The sequence below is a fragment of the Azospirillum sp. TSH64 genome, from assembly GCF_003116035.1.
GTDB lineage: Bacteria > Pseudomonadota > Alphaproteobacteria > Azospirillales > Azospirillaceae > Azospirillum.
Window position 1 is genome coordinate 6,654,599 of the sequence record NZ_LGQW01000015.1, and the last position, 22,469, is coordinate 6,677,067.

17 protein-coding genes are annotated in these 22,469 nt (G+C 69.4%); 7 read left to right on the plus strand and 10 right to left on the minus strand.

Annotated elements, in window-relative coordinates; translation table 11 throughout:
* Positions 1-55: 55 nt before the first annotated feature.
* The 6 genes from TSH64_RS31375 to TSH64_RS31400 form a co-directional block, all read right to left on the minus strand.
* Positions 56-895: an isocitrate lyase/phosphoenolpyruvate mutase family protein gene (locus TSH64_RS31375; RefSeq protein WP_109451042.1), complete on the minus strand. Its 840-nt coding sequence runs from the start codon at positions 893-895 to the stop codon at positions 56-58.
* Positions 896-1,014: 119 nt separating this feature from the next.
* Positions 1,015-1,866: a DUF533 domain-containing protein gene (locus TSH64_RS31380; RefSeq protein ID WP_109451043.1), complete on the minus strand. Its 852-nt coding sequence runs from the start codon at positions 1,864-1,866 to the stop codon at positions 1,015-1,017.
* 191 nt (positions 1,867-2,057) lie between these two features.
* A complete protein-coding gene (locus TSH64_RS31385) occupies positions 2,058-3,263 on the minus strand; it encodes an ABC transporter substrate-binding protein (RefSeq protein WP_109451045.1) in 1,206 nt (401 codons plus the stop codon).
* A gap of 80 nt (positions 3,264-3,343) precedes the next feature.
* Positions 3,344-4,123, minus strand: coding sequence for a 3-hydroxybutyrate dehydrogenase (locus TSH64_RS31390; RefSeq protein WP_109451046.1), 780 nt, complete (start codon positions 4,121-4,123; stop codon positions 3,344-3,346).
* 32 nt (positions 4,124-4,155) lie between these two features.
* Positions 4,156-5,094, minus strand: coding sequence for a 3-keto-5-aminohexanoate cleavage protein (locus tag TSH64_RS31395; protein ID WP_109451048.1), 939 nt, complete (start codon positions 5,092-5,094; stop codon positions 4,156-4,158).
* 62 nt (positions 5,095-5,156) lie between these two features.
* Positions 5,157-6,083, minus strand: coding sequence for a 3-hydroxyacyl-CoA dehydrogenase NAD-binding domain-containing protein (locus TSH64_RS31400; RefSeq protein ID WP_109451050.1), 927 nt, complete (start codon positions 6,081-6,083; stop codon positions 5,157-5,159).
* A 297-nt stretch (positions 6,084-6,380) separates the two neighbouring features.
* Here TSH64_RS31400 and TSH64_RS31405 point away from each other — a divergent pair, with 297 nt between their 5' ends.
* The 7 genes from TSH64_RS31405 to TSH64_RS31435 all read left to right on the plus strand — a co-directional run bounded on the left by TSH64_RS31405 (position 6,381) and on the right by TSH64_RS31435 (position 13,878).
* A complete protein-coding gene (locus TSH64_RS31405) occupies positions 6,381-7,808 on the plus strand; it encodes a sigma 54-interacting transcriptional regulator (protein WP_109451052.1) in 1,428 nt (475 codons plus the stop codon).
* A 120-nt stretch (positions 7,809-7,928) separates the two neighbouring features.
* Positions 7,929-8,900, plus strand: a complete 972-nt coding sequence (locus TSH64_RS31410) for a LacI family DNA-binding transcriptional regulator (protein WP_282188152.1) — start codon at positions 7,929-7,931, stop codon at positions 8,898-8,900.
* Between the two features lie 165 nt (positions 8,901-9,065).
* Positions 9,066-10,178, plus strand: a complete 1,113-nt coding sequence (locus TSH64_RS31415) for an ABC transporter ATP-binding protein (protein ID WP_109451054.1) — start codon at positions 9,066-9,068, stop codon at positions 10,176-10,178.
* Positions 10,179-10,228: 50 nt separating this feature from the next.
* Positions 10,229-11,392 (plus strand): extracellular solute-binding protein, encoded by a 1,164-nt coding sequence (locus TSH64_RS31420; protein ID WP_109451056.1) that lies wholly within the window; start codon positions 10,229-10,231, stop codon positions 11,390-11,392.
* The gene (locus TSH64_RS31425) at positions 11,370-12,296 is read left to right on the plus strand and encodes an ABC transporter permease subunit (RefSeq protein ID WP_199237707.1); all 927 of its coding nucleotides are present in this window, start codon (positions 11,370-11,372) and stop codon (positions 12,294-12,296) included. Before TSH64_RS31420 ends, TSH64_RS31425 begins: the two co-directional genes overlap by 23 nt.
* Positions 12,293-13,117: an ABC transporter permease subunit gene (locus tag TSH64_RS31430; protein WP_109451057.1), complete on the plus strand. Its 825-nt coding sequence runs from the start codon at positions 12,293-12,295 to the stop codon at positions 13,115-13,117. Before TSH64_RS31425 ends, TSH64_RS31430 begins: the two co-directional genes overlap by 4 nt.
* Before the next feature lie 5 nt (positions 13,118-13,122).
* Positions 13,123-13,878: a ribonuclease Z gene (locus tag TSH64_RS31435; RefSeq protein WP_109451058.1), complete on the plus strand. Its 756-nt coding sequence runs from the start codon at positions 13,123-13,125 to the stop codon at positions 13,876-13,878.
* A gap of 36 nt (positions 13,879-13,914) precedes the next feature.
* On the opposite strand, the gene TSH64_RS31440 is transcribed toward TSH64_RS31435, so the two are convergent.
* The 4 genes from TSH64_RS31440 to TSH64_RS31455 are packed head-to-tail and all read right to left on the minus strand — an operon-like array spanning position 13,915 to position 22,465.
* A complete protein-coding gene (locus TSH64_RS31440) occupies positions 13,915-15,591 on the minus strand; it encodes an AMP-binding protein (RefSeq protein WP_158285436.1) in 1,677 nt (558 codons plus the stop codon).
* 7 nt (positions 15,592-15,598) lie between these two features.
* Positions 15,599-16,834: a beta-ketoacyl-[acyl-carrier-protein] synthase family protein gene (locus tag TSH64_RS31445; RefSeq protein WP_109451061.1), complete on the minus strand. Its 1,236-nt coding sequence runs from the start codon at positions 16,832-16,834 to the stop codon at positions 15,599-15,601.
* The gene (locus tag TSH64_RS31450) at positions 16,831-17,109 is read right to left on the minus strand and encodes an acyl carrier protein (protein ID WP_098736733.1); all 279 of its coding nucleotides are present in this window, start codon (positions 17,107-17,109) and stop codon (positions 16,831-16,833) included. The genes TSH64_RS31445 and TSH64_RS31450 overlap by 4 nt, the downstream gene beginning before the upstream one ends.
* A gap of 58 nt (positions 17,110-17,167) precedes the next feature.
* On the minus strand, positions 17,168-22,465 hold the full coding sequence (locus TSH64_RS31455; RefSeq protein ID WP_146208087.1) for a hypothetical protein: 5,298 nt from the start codon (positions 22,463-22,465) through the stop codon (positions 17,168-17,170).
* Between the last annotated feature and the right edge of the window lie 4 nt (positions 22,466-22,469).

A 22,469-nucleotide genomic window follows, 5' to 3' on the forward strand; every position in this document is an offset into this window, starting at 1 on the left:
TCGACCCAACCCCGCAAGAACTTTCTTCACTGGATGCCAAAAAAGTTTGGCGCCCTCAATGCGGGCTGCGGCCGTGCGTCCGGAAGAATCCGTTGAGCGCGTCGAACGGCTCGGCATCGGCCAGCGCATCGAAACGGCCGTGATCGGCCAGCATCCGCGCCGCCCGGAGGAAGCCGCCCCACGCGGCACGGCTCAGCGCGCTTCCAAGGCTGATCCGCCGCACGCCCAGCTCGGCAATCTGCGGCACCGACAAACCGATCGGCGAGGAAACCAGCAGGTTGAGCGGCTTGGGGCTTACCGCATCGACCGCCGCCTTGATCTCGTCCGGCGTCCGCAGGCCCGGCGCGTAGAGGACGTCGGCGCCCGCCGCCGCATAGGCCGGCAGCCGGCGCAACACCTCCTCGACAGCCGCCGGCCGATCGACGAGCACGGCTTCGCAGCGGGCCGTCAGGAGAATGCCCGTTCCCCGCAATGCTTCCGCCGCCGCCGCGATCCGCTCGACCGCGTGGTCGAAATCATACAGGGGCTTCGACGGATCGCCGGTGGCGTCTTCCACCGACAGCCCGGCCACGCCGGTGTCGGCACAGAGCCGCACATTCCGGGTCAGCCCTTCGACGTCATGGGCATAGCCGGACTCGAAGTCCGCGTTCACCGGCAGATCGGTTGCCCGGACGATGTCGGCGATATGGGACAGCATGTCCGCGCACGGCACCGCCCAGTCGGCATCGGGCAACCCGCGCGAGAAGGCGAACCCCGCCGAGGTGGACGCCAGCGCGCGGAACCCGAGAGACTTCAGCATCAGGGCGCTGCCGGCATCCCACGGATTGGGGATGACGAAGCAGCCGTCCTTGTGAAGGTCGGAAAAGGCAGCACGGGCATTGAGGTGGTCGGCCATCACGATCTCTTTCTGGGGCGGCTGCCCGGCCCTGGCGGACCGTCCCTCTCAAGGTATGGCAGAGCCCCCGCCCAGTCCATGGTCCGAAGTCCATCGTCCGACCGGGCGGGAGCCGCCGGTCAGACCATCGAGTCCAGTTCGCGGCGGCGGGCGTCCGTCAGGCCGAGGCGGGAGGCGAGGTAGGCCAGATACTGGCGGTCGACCTCGCTGCCGCCGCGCACGGCCAGTTCGGACGCGAGATAGACCTGTTCGGCGGTTTCGGGATCGTGGACGTCGCGGACGATCTGGTCCAGCGGCCGCGGGGACCGCAGTTCGGCCTCGACGATGCGCCGGTCCTCCGGCTCGGCCTGGGCGGCATCGAGGCTGTCGAGGATGCGCCGCTGCTCGTCGGGCGAGATGTGGCCGTCGGCATTGGCCGCCGCGATCATGGCGCGGATCAGCAGCAGCGCCTTGGCGTCGCCGAGATCGGGTTCCGGCTGGCCGCCACGCAGCACCCCGGCCAGACGGTCGCCCAGACCGCCGGCAACACCGGCCGCGCCGGCCCCTCCCAGCACACCGCCCAGCACGCTGCCGAGCGCACCGCCCCCGGAACCGGCAATCGGTCCGCCGCCGGCCACACCGCCAAGGCCGAGCCGGTCGAGAATCCCTCCCAGCGGTCCACCCGCAGCGGGAGCCGAGGTCGGAGCCGGTCCCGACGGCGGATGGCCGGGCGCAGCGGGTGCCTTGCCGTCCTGGTAAGCCCGGTAGGCGAGATAGGCGAGCGAGGCGAGGCCCGCCTTCTGCAGCAACCCCGAACCGGCGGCCGGGACATGGGGCATGCCATGGCCGTGGCCGTGATAGCCCTTCATCTTTTTTTTGCCCTTCTTGCCGAGGAGCAGGGGCATGGCGGCGGCGAAGGCCGGCCCGCGACCGGTGCGGCCGGCCAGACCGTTGGCCAGGATGACGCCGAGGACTTTGCTCAGGTTGCTCATCGTTCCCTTCCCTACCGGCTGCGGATGACACGCCCCGGCTGCGGCCTGGAACTGCGGCCTTGAGCCGCGGCCGGGAGCCGTAGACATGGGGACGGTGCCGGCCATTGAAACCGGCGTTACCCGCAAGAGCGGCGGGAAGGCCAAGGGCCGCCGTCCGGACAGCCCGTGGCATCACCATTCTTTGCCGGGCGTCACTTGACGAGCGGGCAGCCGCTGTCCTTCGGGTCGATGTAGGCCTGCGCGCCGGGAACGGTCTTCAGGATCTTGAAGTAGTCCCAGGCGTATTTCGACTCCGCCGGCGTCTTCACCTGCGCCAGATACATGTCGTCGAAGACCCGGCCGTTGGCGGCGATCTTCACCTCCTTCATCATCATGTCGGTGACCGGCATGGCGCGCATCTTCGCCGCCACCTTGTCGGGATCGTCGGTGCCCAGCTCCTGCACCGCCTTCAGGTAATGGCGGACCGACGAATAGACACCGGCCTGGTTCATCGACGGCTTGCGGCCGGTCCGCTCCTCGAACTTCTTCGACCAGCCGCGGGTTTCCTCGGTCATGTCCCAGTAGAAGGAGTTCGCCAGCATCAGGCCCTGCGAGGTCTCCAGCCCGAGCGCCTGGATGTCGTTGATGTTCAGCAGCAGCCCCGCCAGCGTCTGGCCGCCCTGGGGAATGCCGAATTCGGCCGCCTGCTTGACGCCGTTGATGGTGTCGCCGCCGGCATTGGCGAAGGCGACCACCTCGGCCCCCGATGCCTGCGCCTGCAACAGGTAGGAGGAGAAGTCGGACGCCCCCAGCGGATGGCGCACGCTGCCCTTGATGGTGCCGCCCAGTTGCTTGACCGTGTTGGCCGCCTCGGCTTCCAGCGAATGGCCGAAGGCGTAGTCGGCGGTGATGAAGAACCAGCTCTTGCGGCCCTGCTCGACCAGGGCGCGGGCGGTGGCGGAGGCCACGGCGTGGTTGTCCCAGGTCCACTGGAAGCCGTAGGGGCTGCATTCCTTGCCGGTGAGGTCGGTCGAGCCGGGGCCGGACATCAGGAACAGGCGCTTCTTGTCGCGCGTGATCGCCTGCACCGCCAGCGCCGCAGCGGAGTTCGGCACGTCGGCGACGACATCGACCTTTTCGGTGTCGATCCACTGGCGGGCCAGGTTGGCGGCGATGTCCGCCTTGTTCTGGTGGTCGCCGACGATGATCTCGATCTTCGTGCCATTTATGGCATTGCCGAATTCCTCGGCGGCCATCCGGGCCGCCACCGCCGATCCCTCGCCGTTGATGTCGGCATAGATGCCGGAGCGGTCGGACAGCATGCCGATCTTGATGACGCTGTCGGACATCTGGGCCTGGGCGGCGCCGGAGGCCAGGATGGTGCCGGCGAGAAGTCCGGCAACAAGCGGTTTACGCATGGTTCGCTCCCCAATATGACGGTTTTTGGTGTTTTGGTTCTGCTGTTTTGGACCCCGGCCGGCGGGCCGGGAGGCGGAAATCAGTGGGTGGTATAGCCGCCATCGACGGGAAGGGCCGCTCCGGTGATCGACCCCGCGGCGTCGGAACACAGGAAGGCGATGGCGGACGCGACCTCCTCCGGCGCGATCAGCCGGCCGGTCGGCATTCTCTCCAGGAACACCGCCCGCAGCACCTGATCCTCCGGCAGGCCGGTGACCTGCGCCTGCTGGGCGATCTGGCGCTCGATGATCGGCGTCAGCACCGTTCCCGGGCAGATCGCGTTGCAGGTGATGCCGTGGGGCGCCACCTCGATCGACACCGACTTGGTCAGGCCGATGAGGCCGTGCTTGGCGGCGACATAGGCCGGCTTGTGCGGCGCGCCGACCATGCCGAGCACCGACGCGGTGTTGACGATGCGCCCCCAGCCCCGCTCCCGCATCGACGGCACCGCCGCCTTGATGGCGTGGAAGGCGGCGCTGAGGTTGACCGCCAGCAGCAGGTCCCACTTGTCGTCGGGGAACTCGTCGAGTGCCGCGACATGCTGGACGCCGGCATTGTTCACCAGGATGTCGACCGGTCCCAGCCGGTCGGCGACGTCGGCCATCATGGCGCGCACCTCCTCCGGCCGGCTGAGGTCGGCGGCGGAATAGACGATGCGGCTGCCGCTCTGTTCCGCGATCGCGGCGCAGTTGCGGTCGATCTCCGCGCGGTCGCCGAAGCCATTGACCATCACGTCGCAGCCCCGGTCGGCAAGCGCCCGCACCGTCGCCAGCCCGATGCCGCTGGTGGAGCCGGTGACGACAGCAATTCTGTTCTGCATGTCTCTTCGTTCCTCGGTCGGATGATTGCGCGTCAGAACGCCACCTGATCGGCACCCTTGAGGTCGAGCATGGCGCGCGCCTCTTCCGGGGTGGCAACCTCCAGCGACAGCTCCTCCAGGATGCGGCGGATCTTCGCCACCTGCTCGGCGCTGTTGCGGGCCAGCCGGCCCTTGGCGAGATAGAGGCTGTCCTCCAGCCCGACGCGGACGTTGCCGCCCATCACCGCGGCCATGGTGGTGAAGGGGATCTGGTGGCGGCCGGCGGCCAGCACCGACCATTCGTAATCCTTGCCGAACAGGCGGTCGGCGGTCTCGCGCATGAAGACGAGGTTGCGCTCCTCCGCCCCGATGCCGCCGAGGATCCCGAAGATGGTCTGGATGAACAGCGGCGTCTTCACCAGCCCGCGGTCGAGGAAATGCGCGAGATTGTAGAGGTGCCCGACATCGTAGCACTCGAACTCGAAACGGGTGCCGCAGCCCTCGCCGAGATGTTCGAGGATATAGGCGATGTCGCGGAAGGTGTTGCGGAAGATGAAGTCGTCGGTGCTGCGCAGATAGGGCTCCTCCCAATCGTGCTTCCAGTTCTTGTAGCGGTCGGCCAGCGGGAAGATGCCGAAATTCATCGACCCCATGTTGAGCGAGCACATCTCCGGCTTGGCCAGCAGCGGGGCGGCGAGGCGTTCCTGCACCGTCATGTTGAGCGAACCGCCGGTGGTGATGTTCAGCACCGCGTCGGTCGACTGCTTCAGCCGCGGCAGGAACTCCATGAACACCGCCGGGTCGGGCGTCGGCTGGCCGGTGCGGGGGTCGCGGGCGTGCAGATGCAGGATCGCCGCCCCGGCCTCCGCCGCGCCGACGCCCTGCTCGACGATCTCGTCGGGCGTGACCGGCAGGGCGTCCGACATGGTGGGGGTGTGGATCGATCCGGTCAGCGCGCAGCTGATGATGACCTTTTTCTTCGATGCGGCCATGCAAGGCCCTCCTGTGCTGGTCCGGGCGGGAAGGCCCGGACGGTTCGGGTTTGGCTTGGCGGCTATCCGCGTTCGGGGAGGTCGAGGCGCCGGAGATGGGCGGCGAGGCGGGCGGCGACCTCCTCCCGCTGCCCTTCGCTCCAGACCCGGAAGCCGGCGCCGGACTTCATGCCGAGCCGCCCGGAGGCGACCAGTTCGCTGAGAAGGGGCTGCGGGCCCGGCGTGCGGTCGAGATCGGGCAGGACATGGCCGTGGACCGCCAGCGTCAGGTCGGTGCCGACCAGATCGGCGTTCTCCAGCGGCCCCAGCACGGCGAGCCGCCGGCCGAAGCTGGCCTTGACCACGGTGTCGACCGTCTCCGCGTCGCACACGCCGGCCTGGACCAGCGCGATGGCCTCGCGCCACAGCGCATGCTGCAGGCGGTTGCCGATGAAGCCGGGCACATCCTTGCGGACCTCCACCGGCAGCTTGCCGACGGACCTCAGCAGGCCGGTCATCGCGGCGACCGCCGCATCGGCGGTATCGCGCGTCCGCACGACCTCGACCAGCGGGATCAGGTGGGCCGGATTCCACCAGTGGGTGCCGAGCGCACGGGTGCGGTCGCGCAGCGGCTCCATGATCCGGGTGATCGGGATGACCGACGTGTTGCTGGCAAGGAGCGCATGGGACGGCGCCGCCGCTTCCGCCGCCGCCAGGACGCGCTGCTTGAGGGCGAGATCCTCCGGCACCGCCTCGATGACGATGTCGGCGGCGGCGACGGCCTCCTCCAGCGTCTCTTGCGGCCGGATGCGGTCGACGATGGCGATGTCCTTGCCCGGATCGCCGAGGGCCTGTTCGCCGAGGGTTTGGCGGATGCGGTCGAGGATGCCGGCCCGGCGAACGGCATCGGGCTCCTGGATCTCGACGCGATGGCCGGCGGCGGCGAAAGCCTGCGCGATCCCCTGCCCCATCATCCCAGCGCCGATGATGGCGATGCGCTGCTGTGTCATGGTCTGTGCATTCCCTCGTCCCGCGTGACCGGAGCCCATTGAGCGTTGCTCTGATTGTTCGTTATGGACGCTGTTTGGAAAGCTTGGTAAGCAACGGCTGTGCCAGACAGCCAAGCGCTTGTTAAGTCACGATTTTATTGAAAGCCTGCTCAAGCATGCTGGCCCGGTGTTTGCGAGTGCGCACAGTCCGGCCCGCCGGGAAGCCCGGTTTCCCAGGAAATCAGCCCTTCCATCGTGTTCATTTTTCTGACAGATAATGTGCGTAATATTGACAGTCCGTATTGGGGAGGACTGGGAATGCCGACGGATCGACGCGAGCAGTTCGCGGCGGCGTGCGCGCTGATGGCGATGGTCGACGAGATGATCGACGGTGCGCTGCTGGTCGACCGTGACGCCCGCATCGTCTGGTCGAACGACAAGCATGTCTGGTTCACTGAAAAGCTGATGGCGCAGCTGGGGCTCCAGTCGCGGGCGGACGCCATCGGCCAGCCGGTGGAGCGCGTCATCCCGCACAGCCGGATGCGCGAGGTGGTGGAAACCGGCCGGTCGATGCCGCTCGACATCATGCGCTATGGCGAACACACGCTGCTGGTCAGCCGCTTGCCGCTGCGCGACGAGACCGGCGAGGTCATCGGCGCCCTCGCCTTCGCCCTGAAGAACAGCCTGACCTATCTGCGGCCCATCGCCGACCGCTTCAACAAGCTGCAATCCCGGCTGACCCGGGTCGAGCAGGAGCTGGCCGCCAGCCGGGCATCGAAATACACGGTCGAGAACCTGATCGGCTTCAGCCCGGCGATGCTCCAGGTCAAGCGGCTGGTGCGCCGCGCCGGCCAGATCAATTCGGCGGTGCTGCTGCTGGGCGAGACCGGGACCGGCAAGGAGCTGGTGGCGCAGTCGATCCATGCCTGCTCCGACCGCGCCCACCGCCCCTTCGTCGGCGTCAACACCGCCGCCATTCCTGAAAACCTGCTGGAGGCGGAGTTCTTCGGCGTGGCCCCCGGCGCCTACACCGGCGCCGGCCGCCAGCCACGCCCCGGCAAGTTCCAACTGGCCGACGGCGGCACCCTGTTCCTCGACGAGATCGGCGACATGCCGCTGCCGTTGCAGGCCAAGCTGCTGCGCGCCCTGCAGGAACGCGAGGTCGAGCCGCTGGGATCCAACCAGGTGGTCAAGGTCGATGTCCGCATCATCGCGGCGACCAGCCGGCCGCTGGCCGAAATGGTGCGCAACGGTGCCTTCCGGCCGGACCTCTATTACCGGCTGAACGTCTTCCCGATCCAGCTGCCGGCGCTGCGCGACCGCCGGGACGATCTGGAGATCCTCGCCTCGCTGTTTTCGGAGAAGGTCGCGCTCAGCCTCGACCAGCCGATGCGCGACCTCACGCCCTCGGCGCTCGACGCGCTGCGGCGCCATGACTGGCCCGGCAACATCCGCGAACTGGCGAATGTCATCGAACAGGTCTATGTGCGCACCGAAGGCGACCGCATCCTCGCCGACGATTTCGCCGACATCCTGCCGGACGCTCCCCTCGACCGTCCCGCTGCGGTGGAGGGGAAACGCCCGCTGGCCGCGGCGATGGACGATCTGGAACGGTCGCTGATCCAGGAGGCGCTCGCCGACTGCCGGGGCAACAAGCTGGAGGCCGCCCGCAGCCTCGGCCTGTCGCGCACCAACCTCTATGCGAAACTGCGCAAGCACGGCATTCCGGTGCAGCCGGACGACTGAGGCCGGCGGTCCGGGCGACGGCAGTCTGGCACCCAGGCCACGAAGCCCTTACACTCGCCCCGCGACCGAGCGGCCGGAGGAACAGTGGCGGGGGAGCGGAGGCGGGCGACCGCAGTGGATGTGGCGCGGCTGGCGGGGGTATCGCAGTCCGCCGTGTCACGGTGCTTTACCGAGGGGGCCAGCGTTTCGGCGGAAACGCGCAGCCGCGTGCTGGAGGCGGCACGGCGGCTGTCCTACCGCCCGAACGCCATCGCGCGCAGCCTGACCACCCGGCGCACCAACCTGATCGGCGTCGTCATGGGCGATCTGGACGGGCCATTCCAGCCCTATCTGTTCGAGACGCTCACCCGCGGCCTGGCCTCGCGCGGCAGGCAGCCGCTGCTGGTACGCGGCGACCCGGCTGATGCGCTGGACGGCACGGCGATGGCCGCTCTCGACTATCAGGTGGATGCGGTGGTGGTGACGGCCGGCAGCGTGTCCCCGGCGGCGGTCCGCGGCCTGATGGCGCTCGGCGTTCCCTTGCTCCTCTACGGCCGGGCGGTGGAGGCGGACGGGGTGGACAGCATCTGCTGCGACAACCCGCTCGGCGCAAGGCTGGTGGCGCAGGCGCTGGTCGCGGCCGGCCATCGCCGCATCGCCTATCTCGGCGGACGCCCCACCGCCTTTTCCGAGCAGGAACGCGGCAGCGCCTTCCGGGCGGCTTTGGCGGAACTGGGGATGCCGCTGGCCGCCGTGGGAGAGGGCGACTACAGCTACGACAGCGGCCATCGCGAGGCGCTGCGGCTGCTGGCCGGTCCCGACCGTCCGGACGCCCTGTTCTGCGGCAACGACGCCATGGCCTTCGGCGCGCTCGACGCCGCCCGCACCGCCCTCGGCCTTCGGGTGCCGGACGAGCTGTCCATCGTCGGCTTCGACGATGTGCCGATGGCCGGCTGGCCGAGCTTCTCCCTGACCACCATCCGCAATCCGGTCGACGAGATCGTGGCGACCCTGCTCGACATGCTGGAGCGCCGGCTGGCGGATCCCGACGCCCCGCCGGTCCTGCACCGCCCGCCCCCGCTGCTGGTCAGGCGCGGATCGGCCTGCCTCTGACAGTCGGCGGAGCCGCATTCACCCCAAGCGGCAGAGCCGCATTCACCAAAGCATCACAATTCCATCATTCGGGCTTCACGCTTCCCGCCTAAACCCTGGGTCAGCGGCTTTGCATACGCATGCAACGACGCTGACCATTTCGGGAAATGCGGGAAGTCTGCGGCGATGTCGGAATTGCATGTCGAGAATCTGACCGTCGCCTATGGCGGCTCGCGCGTGCTGAACGGCGTCAGCCTGCATGTCCGCCCCGGCGAGTTCGTGGCGCTGCTGGGCTCGTCGGGCTGCGGCAAGACCACGCTGCTGCGGGCGGTGTCGGGCTTCGTGCCGGTGGATGGCGGGCGCATCGCCATCGCCGGGCGCGACGTGACCAAGGCGCCGCCGGAGCGCCGCGACACCGCGATGGTCTTCCAGTCCTATGCGCTGTGGCCGCACATGACCACCGCCCAGAACATCGGCTACGGGCTGAAGCTGCGGCGCTGGACCCGCCCGCGCATCGCCGAGCGGGTGGCCGAGATGCTGCGGCTGCTGAAGCTCGACGGGCTGGCCGACCGCAACGTCACCCAGCTGTCGGGCGGCCAGCGCCAGCGCGTGGCGCTCGGCCGGGCGCTGGCGATCGATCCCGACATCCTGCTGCTGGACGAACCGCTGTCCAATCTGGACGCCCGCATCCGTCTCGAACTGCGCCACGAAATCCGCGCGCTGCAACAGCGGCTCGGCATCACCGCCGTCCATGTGACGCATGACCGCGAGGAGGCGATGGTGATGGCCGACCGCATCGTCATCCTGAACGCCGGCGTCATTGCCCAGATCGGCACGCCCGAGGAGATCTACCGCCGTCCGGCCAGCGCCTTCGTCGCCAGCTTCCTCGGCGCCGACAATGTGGTGCCCTTGCAGGCGACACGGACGGAGCGGACGCTGGAGATCGCCGCCGGCCCGGACCACGACGCCGTCAGCCTGCCGCTCGGCGGCGATGGCGCACAGGACGGCGCACAGGTCGAGATGCCCGGCAGCGGCCCGGTCGCCGCGCATTTCCGCACCGAATCCGTGCGGCTGGCGTCAGCCGGCCACACCCCGCCCGACGCGCTGGTCCTGCGCGGCCGCATCACGCAGGCCGCCTATCCCGGCGGCCGCTGGCGCTACGGCGTCGCGGTCGGCGGCACGGTCTTTCTGGTCGACGACGACGACCGCCGCACGGTCGGCGACGCCGTCGCCATCGTCATCCCGCCTTCGGCCCTGCATTGCTTCCCGCTCCGCCGGGAGGCGGCGGGAACGGCCTGAGGCGATCTCAACCATCCGGTCCACCATCGGGAAAGAAGGGGGATTTTTCCATGACGCTCACGACGCTGAGGACGCTGCTCGCCGGGGCCGCCGGTCTGGCGCTCGCCGCCGGTCTTTCCGCCGCGCCGCTGAAGGCCGAGACGGTGCTGACCGTGCTCACCGCCGGCGACCAGAACATGGTCGATTACGTCAACGAGTATCTGGCGCCCAAGTTCGAGGCGCAGAATCCGGGCGTCAAGGTGCGCGCCGCCGGCACCGGGCCGGGCGACGGCGGATCGCAGAAGATCTACGAGAAGCTGAGCGCCGAGGCCGCCGCCGGGGCCGCGAGGTGGGACGTCGACGTCGCCGTCATCCACCAGAAGATGGCCGGCCAGATGGTGCAGGAGAAGATGCTCTCGGCCTATGTCGGCGACGTCAAGACCGGCACGCTCGCCAGCCGCGACAGCGCCCGCAACGCGCTCGGTACCGACGTCACCGGCTATGTCCTGCCGATGTTCCACAGCCAGATCGCGCTGGCCTACAACCCGGAGCTGGTGAAGGCGCCGCCCAGGACCTACGCCGAGCTGGCGGAGTGGGTGAAGGCCAACCCGAAATCCTTCGGCTACAACGGCATCAAGGGCGGCATGTCGGGCGTCGGCTTTGTCACCGGCTGGACCGCCGCCAACATCGGCGACGCCGCCCGGCTGGAGAAGGGCCCCTACGACGCGGCGATGAAGCCGGCGATCGAGAAGGCGCTGTCGGGCCTGAAGGAGTTCAACAGGAGCGTCACGCTGACTCCCGGCAATGCCGGCACGCTCGACATGCTGAACCGCGGCGAGATCGCCATGGGTCCGGTGTGGGTCGACATGTTCTACAGCTGGCAGGCCGACGGCCGCCTCAACCCGGCGATGAAGCTCCAGCTGATCGGTCCGGGCATGCCCGGCCAGCCGATGTACTACACGGTCCCGGCCAAGGCCGCCAACCAGGACGCCGCCCGCAGGTTCATCGAACTGGCGACCAGCCCCGAGGTGCAGGCCGACGGCATCGTCAAGCGCTTCAACTGGTATCCGGGCATCGACGCCGCCTATGTGCAGCCGAAGCTGGATGCCCAGACCTGGGCCAGGCTGTTCACCGACGTGAAGCCGGACGAGCTGGCGAGCAAGGGCAAGCCCTTCCCGCTGTCGGGCTATTTCACCGACATCATGGAAGCCTATGAGCGCACCGTTGCCAACTGAGGCCAACCGGCCAGCCCCCTTCCTCCGCAAAGGCGGGGGAAGGGACGCCACCGCCCTGCCCGTCACCGCGGCCTTGCCCGACTGGGTCTGGGGCGTGCTTCTGGTCCTGCCGGCGCTGGCGATGGTGGCGCTGTTCTTCCTCTATCCGCTCGGCCTGTCGGCGGTCAGCGCCTTCCAGGGCCGCGACGGCGGCTGGACGCTGGCGAACATCGCCAAGGCGTTCGAGCTGTACAGCCTCGACATGGCCTTCACGCTGGCCATCGTGCTGCTGTCCTCGGCGCTGGTGGCGGTGCTGTCGGTCGCCATCGGCGGCTATCTGACGCTCGGCGAGAACCGGCTGGCGGTCACAATGCTGCGCTGGCTCTACCGCTGGCCGCTGTTCATCCCCTTCATCGTCGCCGCCCAGATGATGCGCTCCTTCCTCGCCAAGAACGGGTTGATGAACAATTTGCTGATCGGCGGCGGCATCATCGAGCCGTTGCAGGCGGCGAGCCTGCTCGACTGGCGCGGCGTGGTGGTGACCTTCGTCTGGAAGCAGACGCCCTTCGTGGCGCTGATGGTGGCGGGCGCCATGGCCTCGCTCGACCGCTCGACCATCGAGGCGGCGCGCGACCTCGGCGCCGGCCGGCTGCGCATCCTGGCCGAGATCGTCGTTCCCCAGGTCCGGCCGACGCTGGTCGTCGGGCTGATCCTCAGCTTCGTGACCATGCTGTCGGTGATGTCGGTGCCGATGATGATCAACCCCAACAGCCCGACGATGATCACCGTGGACATGGCCTACCGCATCAACGCCCATGGCGACTACGGCGTCGCCAATGCTCTCGGCTTCGTCTCCTACGCCATGGCCGGTCTGGTCGGCTGGGTCTACCTGCGGCACGGCGTGCGCCAGGGCGGTGCGCGATGATCACCACTCTTGCACCGGCGCGGGCCCTCGCCTGGATTCCGCGCGGACTGGCCCTTGGGCTGCTGGCCTTCGTCATCTTCGGGCCGCTGACCAATCTCGGCCTGTGGGCGGTGGCGGAGAAATGGTACTTCCCCCACACCCTGCCGCTGCAATACGGCTTCTCCTTCTGGGAGCGGGTGTTCGCCCCGCGCTCCAACGCCATGGCGTCGCTGGCGACCAGCGTCACCATCGCGCTGCTGACGGTGGCGGCCTGCCTCGCCGTGTCGGTTCCCGCCGGCTATGCGCTGGCCAGGCTGCGGCTGCCCTGGCGGGGCGCGATCCTGCTGGCCTTCCTGCTGCCCCAGGCCTTTCCCAGCGTCGCCGTCTACATCAACGTGGCGCGCATCTTCTACACGCTGGGGCTGAACGGCACGGTGGCCGGCGTGGTGCTGGTCCACACCGTCCATGGGCTGGTCTTCTCCGTCTGGATCACCGCCGCCGCCTTCGCCGCCGTCGACCGCTCGCTGGAGGAGGCGGCGCGCGACATGGGTGCCGGTCCCTTGCGCACCTTCTTCGGCATCACCCTGCCGCTGGCGGCGCCGGGGGTGATGGCAAGCTCCATCTTCGTCTTCCTGGAATCGCTGGACGAGTTCACCGGCACCTATTTCGTCGGGGTGCCCGACATCTCCACCCTGCCGCTGCTCATGTTCAACGCCGGCATGGGCGGCAATTTCCAGATCGCCGCCATCACCGCCCTGATCCTGCTGGTTCCCTCGGTGGGCTTCATGCTGGTGATCGAACGTTTCCTCAAGGCCGACGTGCTGGCCAAAGTCGGACATTGACCCTCATGGACATCCAGGTTCTGGGCGTCGGCGAAGCGGCCGACCCCTCCTTCGCCAATTCCTCGCTGATCGTCGCCGCCAACGGCTTCCGCCTGATGATCGACTGCGGCCATTCGGTGCCGCCGGTGCTGTGGCGCGAAATGCCGGACCCCGACGCCATCGACGCGCTCTATTTCACCCACCATCACCCCGACCATTGCTTCGGCCTGATCCCCACGCTGATCCGCTGGACCGACGACCGCCGCAGCAAGCCGCTGGACATCGTCACCACCGTCGGCGGGTGGAAGCAGCTGGCCCTGCTGTTCCAGGCCGGCGCCACCGATCCCGAGCGGTCACTCTCCTTTCCGCTGCGCTGGATCGAAACCCCGGAAGACGGCACGCTCGGCCCCTTCCGCCTGCGCACCGCGCTGACCCGCCATTCCATGCCCAACCGCGCCATCCGGCTGGAGGCGGGCGGCGTCGCCTTCGCCCATTCCGGCGACGGCCGTGCCACGGCGGACTCCGAAGCGCTGTTCCGCGGCGCCGACCTGCTGTTCCACGAGTGCCTGACGGTGGAGCCGGATCCGCTCCAGCCCTTCCACGCCGCCTTCAGCCAGCTGTCCGATTTCCCCGAGCGGCTCGGCGTCGGCGAGATGCGCCTCTACCATGTCCGCATGGGCGAACGCGACCGGCTGGCCGCCGCCTGCGCCGCCGACACACGCATGCGTCTCGCCCAGCCGGGGGAGCGGATCGTCCTCCAACCCCAGTCACCTGCAGCCTGAGCATCCGCCTTGCCGGGCGGTCCGCGGCAAGGCCGGTCAGGCCAGCTGCGGAATCGCTCCCGCCTGCCAGCGGCGGCGGATGACCGCGGTGCGCTTCTTGCCGCTGGAGGTCTTCTCGATGGTTCCCTTGGGCACGACGGCGATGTCGGTCGGCACGAAGCCGAAGCCGTCGAGGATGCAGCGCCGGATCGCCGTCAGCCGTCCACTGACGACCGGCGGCGGCGACGCGGCGTTGCCCTCGACCAGCAGCACCTGACGCGGCCCGCCGGGCTCGTCGGCACCGAACAGCACCGCGCGTCCGGGACCGACGAACGGCAGGGATTCGACCTCCAGCTCGACATCGGCGGGGATGACGTTGCGGCCGCCCACCACCAGCATCTCGTCCTTGCGGGCGACGAAGAACAGCTCGCCATCGTGCAGGAAGCCCAGATCGCCGGAGCGCATCCATCCCCGGCCAAGTGCCCGCTGCGTCATCGCCTCGTCCCGCCAGTAGCCGGGGGTGAGGCAGGGGCCGGCGACCGTGATCTCGCCCAGCCTCATCTCGCCGAGCGGACATCCCGCCTCGTCGCGCACGATGAGGTCGCAGGCGTCGTTGGGCTTGCCGACCGAGACGAGTTCCAGCGCTTCGCCGTCCCCGTCTTCGGTCAGAACCCGGCCCCCTGGAGCGATGCGCACGCGCAGCCGGCGCAGCCCCGGTTGGCGGCTGTGGGTGCAGCCCAGCGTGTATTCCGCCATGCCATAGCCGGCGCGCAGCTGCGACGGCGGCATCCCCAGCGGCGCCAGCACCGCCGCCGCCTCGTCCAGCACCGCCGGGCTGATCTTCTCGGCGGCGACATAGAGGATCAGCGCCGACAGGTCGCAGCCGCGGCCATGCAGGCGGCGCACCCCGCGCAGCGTCGCCGCCAGCACCGAACTGGTGGAGAAAGTCAGATCGCTGCCCCGCGCGGCCATCGCGGCGAACCAGCGTGCCGGATTGCGCATGTACCAGGCGGGGGGTGCGGCCATGGCATCGGCGCCGGTGAACAGCGGCAGCAGGATGCCGATGAACAGCCCCATGTCGTGATAGAAGGGCAGCCAGGACGCAATCGAGCGCGGCGGCCGGCCGCTGCCGGCGGCCGCATAATTGTCGGCAAGCTGGCGGAGCTGCGCCATCACCATGGCGTGGGTAACCATCACGCCCTTGGGCTGCCCGGTGCTGCCCGAACTGAACTGGATCAGCGCCAGCCCGTCGGCCCTGCACTCGCCATCGCCGCCGGCCGGAGGCGACCGCTCGAGCGGCGCCTCCAGCGCCTCCACACTGGTCAGCAAAGGGTCGAGCTGCGGAACGGCGGCGGGACGGTCGGTCACCACCAGCCGGGCATCGCTTCGCCGCGTCACCTCCAGCAGGAAGCGCAGGAAGCCGCCCGCCCGGTCGCTGCCGCCGACCGCATCTGAAGCCGTTCCCGAAGCCGTTCCCGACCAGGGCCGCAGCGGCACCGGCACGGCTTGCAGCCGCCACAGCGCCAGCAGCAGGCAGACCGCGGCCGATCCGGTGTCGAGCAGCATCACCACGCGGTCGCCCGGCCGGATGCCGCGGGCCGCCAGCCCGGCGGCGATGGCGCCGGAGCGGGTCCGCAGCTCCGAAAGCCGCCGCTCCATCCCTTCGGCGGGAAAATGCCACAGCGGGTCGCCTGCCGCCCCGCCATGGTCGAGCCAGTTCAGAAGCCCCGCCATCGCCGCCTCACACCGCCCGCACGGCGATGGCCGCATTGACGCCGCCGAAGGCGAAGGATTGCGAGACGGCGGCGCCGAAGCGATGGGCGCGCGCCTCGTTCGGCACGCAGTCGATGTCGCAGTCGGGGTCGGCCCCCTGGTAATTGACGGTCGGCGGCGCCACGCCGCGGGTGAGGCCGAGGATGGTGGCGATCAGCTCCAGCGCGCCGGCGGCGCCGAAGGTGTGGCCGATCTGCGATTTGGTGGAGGACATCATCAGCCGCGCCGCATGGGGACCGAACACCGCATGGGCCACCTGCGTTTCCACCCGGTCGTTCAGCGGCGTCCCGGTGCCGTGGGCATTGAGATAGCCGATCTCGTCGGTGCGCAGTCCGGCATCGGCCAGGGCCTGCATCACCGCCCGGACCGGGCCGCGGATCGTCGGCTGGACGGTGTCGGTGGCGTCGCTCGACATGCCGAAGCCGGCGATCTCGGCCAGCACCGGGGCGCCGCGCCGATCGGCGGACTCCATCGTCTCGATGACCAGGATGCCGGAGCCCTCGCCCAGCGCCAGCCCGGAGCGGCCGGAGGAGAAGGGGCGGCAGGTGTCGGAGGCGATGGTCCGGGCCGCGTCGAAGCAGCGCATCACCGCATAGATGACGTTGGCCTCGGTCCCGCCGGTCAGCGCGCGTTCGGCATAGCCGTGGCGCACCATCATCGCCGCCTGCGAGATGGCGTGCGACCCGGAGGCGCAGCCGGTGGCGACGACGAAGGACGGCCCGAGGATGCCGTGCTCGATGGCGATCATGCCGCAGGCGGCCTGGTGGTTGGTGCGCGGCACCGTGGTCGGATGGGCGCGCGGCCGGCGGTTGGCGAACAGGTGGATGGCCGTCTCCTGGCGCGACAGTTCGCCGCCGCCGCCGCAGCCGAGCACGATGGCCGCATCGGTCAGGTCGGCGGAGGTCAGGCCGGCGGCGGCGATGGCCTCCCGTGCCGCCAGCAGCGCATACTGCACGAAGGGTTCGCAGGTCAGCAGCTGCGCCTCGCTGAAATGATCCAGCGGCCGGTAGCCGGCGACGGTCGCGGCGGGACGGATCACCTCCATCCCCTCGAAGGTCCGGCGGGTGGGCTGGATGGCCGTGCGCGCCTCGGTCACGCCCTGCCAGAAGGCGGGAAGGCCGACGCCGAAGCCGGTGACGGCGCCCACGCCGGTCACCACCACCCGGTGCGAGCCGTCGGGGCGGCGGTACCGACCGCCTGTCATGCCGTCACCTCTCTGGTGGCGGCCAGACGCCGGACCAGCACCTCCAGCTCGCCGCAGGTCTCGAAGACGTCCAGCCCCTCGTCGACGATGCCGACGCCGAACATCTCCTCGATCTCGAAGGTGATGGTGATGACCTGGATCGACGCCAGCCCCAGCCGGTCGAAACGGGTGTCGGGCGTGAACTCGGTCTCGCGCAGGCTGGGCACGACCTTGACGATACAGTCCTTGATACCGCCCCAGACCGGGCTGTCGGCGAAGGGGGTGGAGTCGGGCATCGGCGTTCCTTCGGTTGAGGTCGATTGGGTGGCGGGACGGCGGCGGCGCGGGGCCGGGTCAGCCGGTGGTGACCGGCAGGTCCAGCTCGCTGGAGACCGGCGCCTGCCCGTTACCGGAGATGGTCAATGTTAGCACAGTCGATGCCGATGGCGCTGTAATGGTTGCCTGTCCCGTCTGTTTTGTCGTGTCGAGTGGAACAGATATCGCGGTTTGGTTGCCAACTGCCAGGGTCGCCGACGTCGCGTTCAATGTCTGGTAGCTGACCGTCACGCTGGCGCCCGGAGCGGCGGGGCTCGGCGTCGCGCTGAGGAGCTGGACCTGGAGATACGGCCCCGGACCGAGATGGGCGACCAGCGGCCCGCTTCCCGCACCCGGACCATAGGCGGTCAGCGTGTAGTCCTGGCCGCTGGTGCTCAGGGTCGGCGATCCCGGAGAGGGATTGGCCACATTGTAGCTGACCTGGGTCAGGGTGGAGTCGGTGTAGCGGAACCAGCGGATCCGCACCGGATTGAAGGTGACCGTCGCCGTCCGGTCGACCGGCCCCTGATAGCCCAGCGCCTGCAACGAAAAGGTCACGCTGGATTGGTTGCCGGTCAGGTAGCTGCCGGGCACCACGGTCTGCTGCCCCTGGGCGCCGACGCGCTGCGCGCCGCTGGGGCTGGACAGATAGAGCGGGGTGACGGCGTAGCTGCTGCTCCAGCTCAACACCGCGCTGGCGTCGGTGTCGATCGGGCCGGTCGGATCGCAGGACAGCGTGGCGCTGACCGGCCCGAGATAGGCGGTGGCGACGGCCTGCTTGAACTGACGGTCGTCGGTGTAGAGCTGGAGCGTGTAGATCGTCTGCGCCTGCGACACCGGCATTTGCAGGCTGTCGGTGAAGCTGCTGCCCTGCACCGGGCGCTTGATGCCGCCGGGCTGGATCAGCACGTAGCTGCCGCCCGAAACCGTCCAGTTCAGCGTCGTCGACTGTCCCTGCGCGACGGTGATCGGGTTGGCGTAGAATTGCTGGATCGCCAGCGGCTGGTTGGTCTTGACGATGGTGACGGCCGTGGTTCCGCCGCTTGTGAAGCTCTCCTGGATCGGGAAGGCGGCGGTTCCGACCGTATCGTTGACCACCAGGCTGTTGAAGTAGAGCGACAGGCTGCCACCCGCCGCCAGGGCCGGGCCGGTCAGCTTGATGTAGGGCGGGTTGGTGCTGAAGAAGGGCAGTGCCAGCCACGTCGGCGTGCTGGTGGTCACCGAAACCCCGCCCAGGCTGGTGGCGATGGCGTCGGCGCCGGTGCCGACCGGAATCTTGACGTAGATGGTCTGGGTGCCCGTCAGCGCGGACGACGCGTTGGGGTTGGTGATCGTCAGCGTCGGCGCGGTCGTCGCGCCGATGATCAGGCTGTTGGGGTCGAACCGGTACTGGTAATAGGCCGGCGTGGTCGCCGTCGGGGCCGCTGCTGCCATGGTCTTGTACCTCTCATGGAACTGCATGTGGGCGAGCGTCCGGTCGGCGACGGGCCGGGCCGCCGCGAGCGGGCCGCCGGATTGGCCGCTGGATGGGGTGGGCACCAGCCCCAGCCAGCCTTCGCGCGCCGACGGTATGGCCGTCGGCAGGAGCGCCTGGGGCTGGCTGCTCTTCAGGTTCGCGACCGTCTCCCACAGGGTGACGCCGGTCCTGGCGATCCACGACCAGGTGCCGGAGACGTTGCCGGGCAGCGGCATCTGCACCTCGCGCGGGTCGATCAGGAGCGGGCCGACGCGGAAGGTGGCCAGCAGGGTGTTCATCGCCGAAACGACCCCCGGCGGCAGCGAGACCGTCTCCACCGGCAGGATGCCCGAGACGGCGGGGATGGAGCCGCGCGGGTCCATCAGCACCGTCAGCCGGTGGACCGGCCCGTCGGGCAGCAGGGTGAAGGACGGGTCGGGGTTCAGATAGCCCGAGGCGGTGGCCGGGCTGTCCCCCGCCAGCAGGGCCGGCAGCCGCGCCATCGCCCGGCCGAGGTTGCCGCGCGGGTTGCCGGTCCGCGACGACAGGGCGCGGCGCACGGTGCCGAAGGCGGTGTCGAAGCCGCGCAACGGGTTCAGCAGCGAGTAATCGTCGTCGAGGAAGAAGCCGAGCGCGCCGTTGCCGTCATAGGCGATGTCGCCGACATAGACGGGGAAGGGCATGGCGGTGACGCCGCCGTCGTCGTTCTGGCCGGTGGCCGCCCAGGACTGGTCGTAGGCCGGGTCGCCGTCGAGATGAAGCGCGATGTCCGCCCGCACCACCGCCACCGGCTGCCCGATCAGCACCGCGAGATTGTCGCCGTCCGGCTGCGGCGTCGCCGTGGTGCGCCACAGCGTGACGTCGATGACGTCCAGCAGATCCTGCAAGGCCTGATCGCCGGAGACCGGCCCCTGGGCCAGCAGCCCTTGCACGAAGCCGAGAAGATGGGCGTTGCCGATGGCCGGCGGCGACCCCAGCGGCAGGTTCAGCCCCGGCGCCGGATCCCAGCGGATGCCGCGGCCGGTGTCGGTCTCCACCGGCAGGATCTCGCCCAGCGGCGTCCCGTCGGCGGCGAACACCTGCACGCTGTTGTCCAGATGGTTGGGCAGCAGCCAGCCGGCGACCGGGCTGGTCAGGTTGGACGAGTTGGTGGGGATCTCGTCGTCCTCGGCGTCCAGCAGGCTCAGCGCCACGCGGGCGGGCTGCTGGATGCGCGGCGCCACCTGGACGAAGCGCTTGTTGTCCTGGCCGCCGGCGTCGGGAGTGGTGACGCTCTTGGAGCGGATCGGCAGCACGTCCTGGCCGGGGTTGGTGGTGCGCAGGATCTGTCCGAAGGCGTCCACCACCCAAAGCTGGTTGATGACGTAATGGCCGGACCGCACCGGGTAGAAGCCCGGCGCACTGCCGTCGGTCCCGCTGCCCGGCAGCGGCACGACGGACGGCGCCAGCTCCAGCCAGTTCTCGATGGCCGGATCGTCGCTGGTCAGCTCCGTCATCTGGCCCTGCTGCATCAGCATGAAGCCGCCGAAGCCGCTCAGCGCCTCGGTGACGATGTCATACTCGGCGATGTCGGCGGCGGCCTGGGTCAGGGCGTCCTGCTGGTACTGCGGCAACTCGTCGAAGTTGGGGTTGAGCGTGACCAGATCGTTCAGCTTCTCCGCCAGCCCGGCGGCGATCTGGGTTCCCACCAGCGACCGGCCGCTGATGACCTCGCTCTTGGCGCCGATGGCTGTGCCGGTCCAGCTGTAGTCGAATCCCTCCAGCGTCCAGCCGTCGAGCATGCCGGATGCGGTGTCCGCGGTCGGATACCAGGTGACCTGCCAGTCGATGTAGAGCGGCGTCCAGGGCGGCGACCAGGGCAGCACCGACCGCTTCAGCGGCACGACGCCGGTGAAGCCGACGGCGGCGCCCACCGTCTCCTCGTTGTAGGGGGTGGCGGGGGTGGCGTTCCACGGTGCGGTCTGCTGGGCGGCGATGGTGGCGGCCAGCGTGTCCAGCTGCGCGGATGTCGGCGTGACCCCGGCCTTCTGATAGGCGATGGCGGCCAGGAAGCGGGCGTTCGACGTGTCGAACAGCATCACCTCGACCAGATAGTCGGTCATCTCCTTCGGCACGCCGGAGTTGGCCGGCGGCAGGGTGGGGACGCGGCTGGTGAGGTCAGTGGCGTCGATGGTCTGGGTGGTGCCGCCGACCGGCTCGATCACCGTCAGCGCCGACACCGTCTGGCCGGTGAAGCGGCTGAACAGGCTGTCCTCGGGGCCGCCGTCGGTTCCGGGCGGCAGCAGGCGGGTGTCCTGCTGGGCGCCGGCCACCATGACCGTCGTCGCCGCCGGGGCGTGGAACCGCGTGTCGCCGTTGCTGGACAGCACGAACGCGGTGCCGAGCAGGCCCAGCAGGGCCGTCTTGTCGGTCTCGACGGCGGCGGCCTGGGCGGTGCGTTGGGCATCGAGCGTCGTCAGGGTGGCCATGACCGCGTCGATGGCGTCCTGGACCGCCTGGCTATCCGGCGAGAAGGGACCGAGCTGCTGGAGCTTGTAGACCAGCGCGAAGAGCTGCCAGACATTCGAGGCGATCAGCTGGCTGGTGCCGTCGAGCGCCGCCTGATCGTCGTTCAGCGCGGTCAGCGCCTGGGTCTGGGCCGGAGACAAATCCACCGTCTGCAAGGTCCGGCCGCGGTCGGAGGGATCGTAGTCGGGCCGCGCCACCAGCCAGACGGTGCCGCCGTCGGCCTTGGCGAAGCGCGCCTCCAGCGTCCGGGTGGCGAACACCGACGGCTGCTGGAGATAGTCGAACACCAGATCCTGCTGCACCGCGAGGATCAAATCCTCCAGATCGGGCTGCTTCAGGATATTCGCCATCCAGGCGGCGATCGCCTCGACGCCGGTGCCGCCGACGGCGACCGACACCGGATTCTGGCCGTTCAGCACCGGGTCGCGCGGGTAGCTCTGCTGCGGTCCGTTCCACGCCATGCCGAACACCATGCCGTGGCACAGCGTCTGGCTGGCGAGCTGCATCTGGATCGCCGGGATGGTCGCACCCCCGCTGATCGGATTGGCTGCCTGCCAGTCCTGCCAAGCCGCCTCCGCCGCCGCCAGCCCGGACTCGCCATGGACGTTGAGCAGCAGGGTGTTCAGGATCGACTGCCACTCGTCCTGGGTGGTGAAGCCCTGCGGGTCGGCGTCGGTGACGCCCAGCAGCGGATCGAAGCCCGAGGGGTTGTACCAGCCGAGCATGGCATAGGTGACGGTGCCCGCGGACACGTCCGACAGGCTGTCGTAGAAGCTCAGCACGTTCAGCGTGTTGTCGTAGGTGACCACCCAGCTGACGGAGCCCGGCCCGACCGACCGCAGCAGCGGCTGCGCCGGACCGGCGGGATTGGTCCAGGCCTCGAACGCGAAGGCGCGCCCGACCCACTGGGTGTTGCCGGTCTGGACGGGATCGGGGTAGGTGTTGCTGCCCTCCCCCATGTCGCCCAGGAAATCGCCCTGCAACACCCACACGGTGAACACCGGAGCGGCGCCGGGCGTGGCGACCACCGAGCGGGCCACCAGCCAGCGGTTCGGGATCGGCGGGAACAGGACCGAGCCGTCGGGCTGCTGGTGCCCCTGGCGGTAACCCATCGGCAGGGTCGCCTGCAAATGGGCGCCGGTGCCGGGCGGGGCGTTGGCGGGACGGAGCTGGAAGGGCTGCGGCTCGGGATCGACGTTCGCCGGAACCTTGCGGTAGTCGATGGCGAGGTCGGCCCAGCTGCCCTGCTGGTTGGGAACGCCGACCAGCAAACATTCGATACTGATCGGCACGAACAGGCAGGGACCGGGCCACAGCGGGTCGACGATGGTGTCGGACGCGGCGGAGGCGGTGTTGGGTTGGGTATCCGTCATGGTC

Bases quoted from the DNA above. Each gene is read 5' to 3' on its own strand.
- TSH64_RS31375 (WP_109451042.1), bottom strand. From the start codon at position 895: ATGGCCGACCACCTCAATGCCCGTGCTGCCTTTTCCGACCTTCACAAG.
- TSH64_RS31380 (WP_109451043.1), bottom strand. From the start codon at position 1,866: ATGAGCAACCTGAGCAAAGTCCTCGGCGTCATCCTGGCCAACGGTCTG.
- TSH64_RS31385 (WP_109451045.1), bottom strand. From the start codon at position 3,263: ATGCGTAAACCGCTTGTTGCCGGACTTCTCGCCGGCACCATCCTGGCC.
- TSH64_RS31390 (WP_109451046.1), bottom strand. From the start codon at position 4,123: ATGCAGAACAGAATTGCTGTCGTCACCGGCTCCACCAGCGGCATCGGG.
- TSH64_RS31395 (WP_109451048.1), bottom strand. From the start codon at position 5,094: ATGGCCGCATCGAAGAAAAAGGTCATCATCAGCTGCGCGCTGACCGGA.
- TSH64_RS31400 (WP_109451050.1), bottom strand. From the start codon at position 6,083: ATGACACAGCAGCGCATCGCCATCATCGGCGCTGGGATGATGGGGCAG.
- TSH64_RS31405 (WP_109451052.1), top strand. From the start codon at position 6,381: ATGCCGACGGATCGACGCGAGCAGTTCGCGGCGGCGTGCGCGCTGATG.
- TSH64_RS31415 (WP_109451054.1), top strand. From the start codon at position 9,066: ATGTCGGAATTGCATGTCGAGAATCTGACCGTCGCCTATGGCGGCTCG.
- TSH64_RS31420 (WP_109451056.1), top strand. From the start codon at position 10,229: ATGACGCTCACGACGCTGAGGACGCTGCTCGCCGGGGCCGCCGGTCTG.
- TSH64_RS31425 (WP_199237707.1), top strand. From the start codon at position 11,370: ATGAGCGCACCGTTGCCAACTGAGGCCAACCGGCCAGCCCCCTTCCTC.
- TSH64_RS31430 (WP_109451057.1), top strand. From the start codon at position 12,293: ATGATCACCACTCTTGCACCGGCGCGGGCCCTCGCCTGGATTCCGCGC.
- TSH64_RS31435 (WP_109451058.1), top strand. From the start codon at position 13,123: ATGGACATCCAGGTTCTGGGCGTCGGCGAAGCGGCCGACCCCTCCTTC.
- TSH64_RS31440 (WP_158285436.1), bottom strand. From the start codon at position 15,591: ATGGCGGGGCTTCTGAACTGGCTCGACCATGGCGGGGCGGCAGGCGAC.
- TSH64_RS31445 (WP_109451061.1), bottom strand. From the start codon at position 16,834: ATGACAGGCGGTCGGTACCGCCGCCCCGACGGCTCGCACCGGGTGGTG.
- TSH64_RS31450 (WP_098736733.1), bottom strand. From the start codon at position 17,109: ATGCCCGACTCCACCCCCTTCGCCGACAGCCCGGTCTGGGGCGGTATC.
- TSH64_RS31455 (WP_146208087.1), bottom strand. From the start codon at position 22,465: ATGACGGATACCCAACCCAACACCGCCTCCGCCGCGTCCGACACCATC.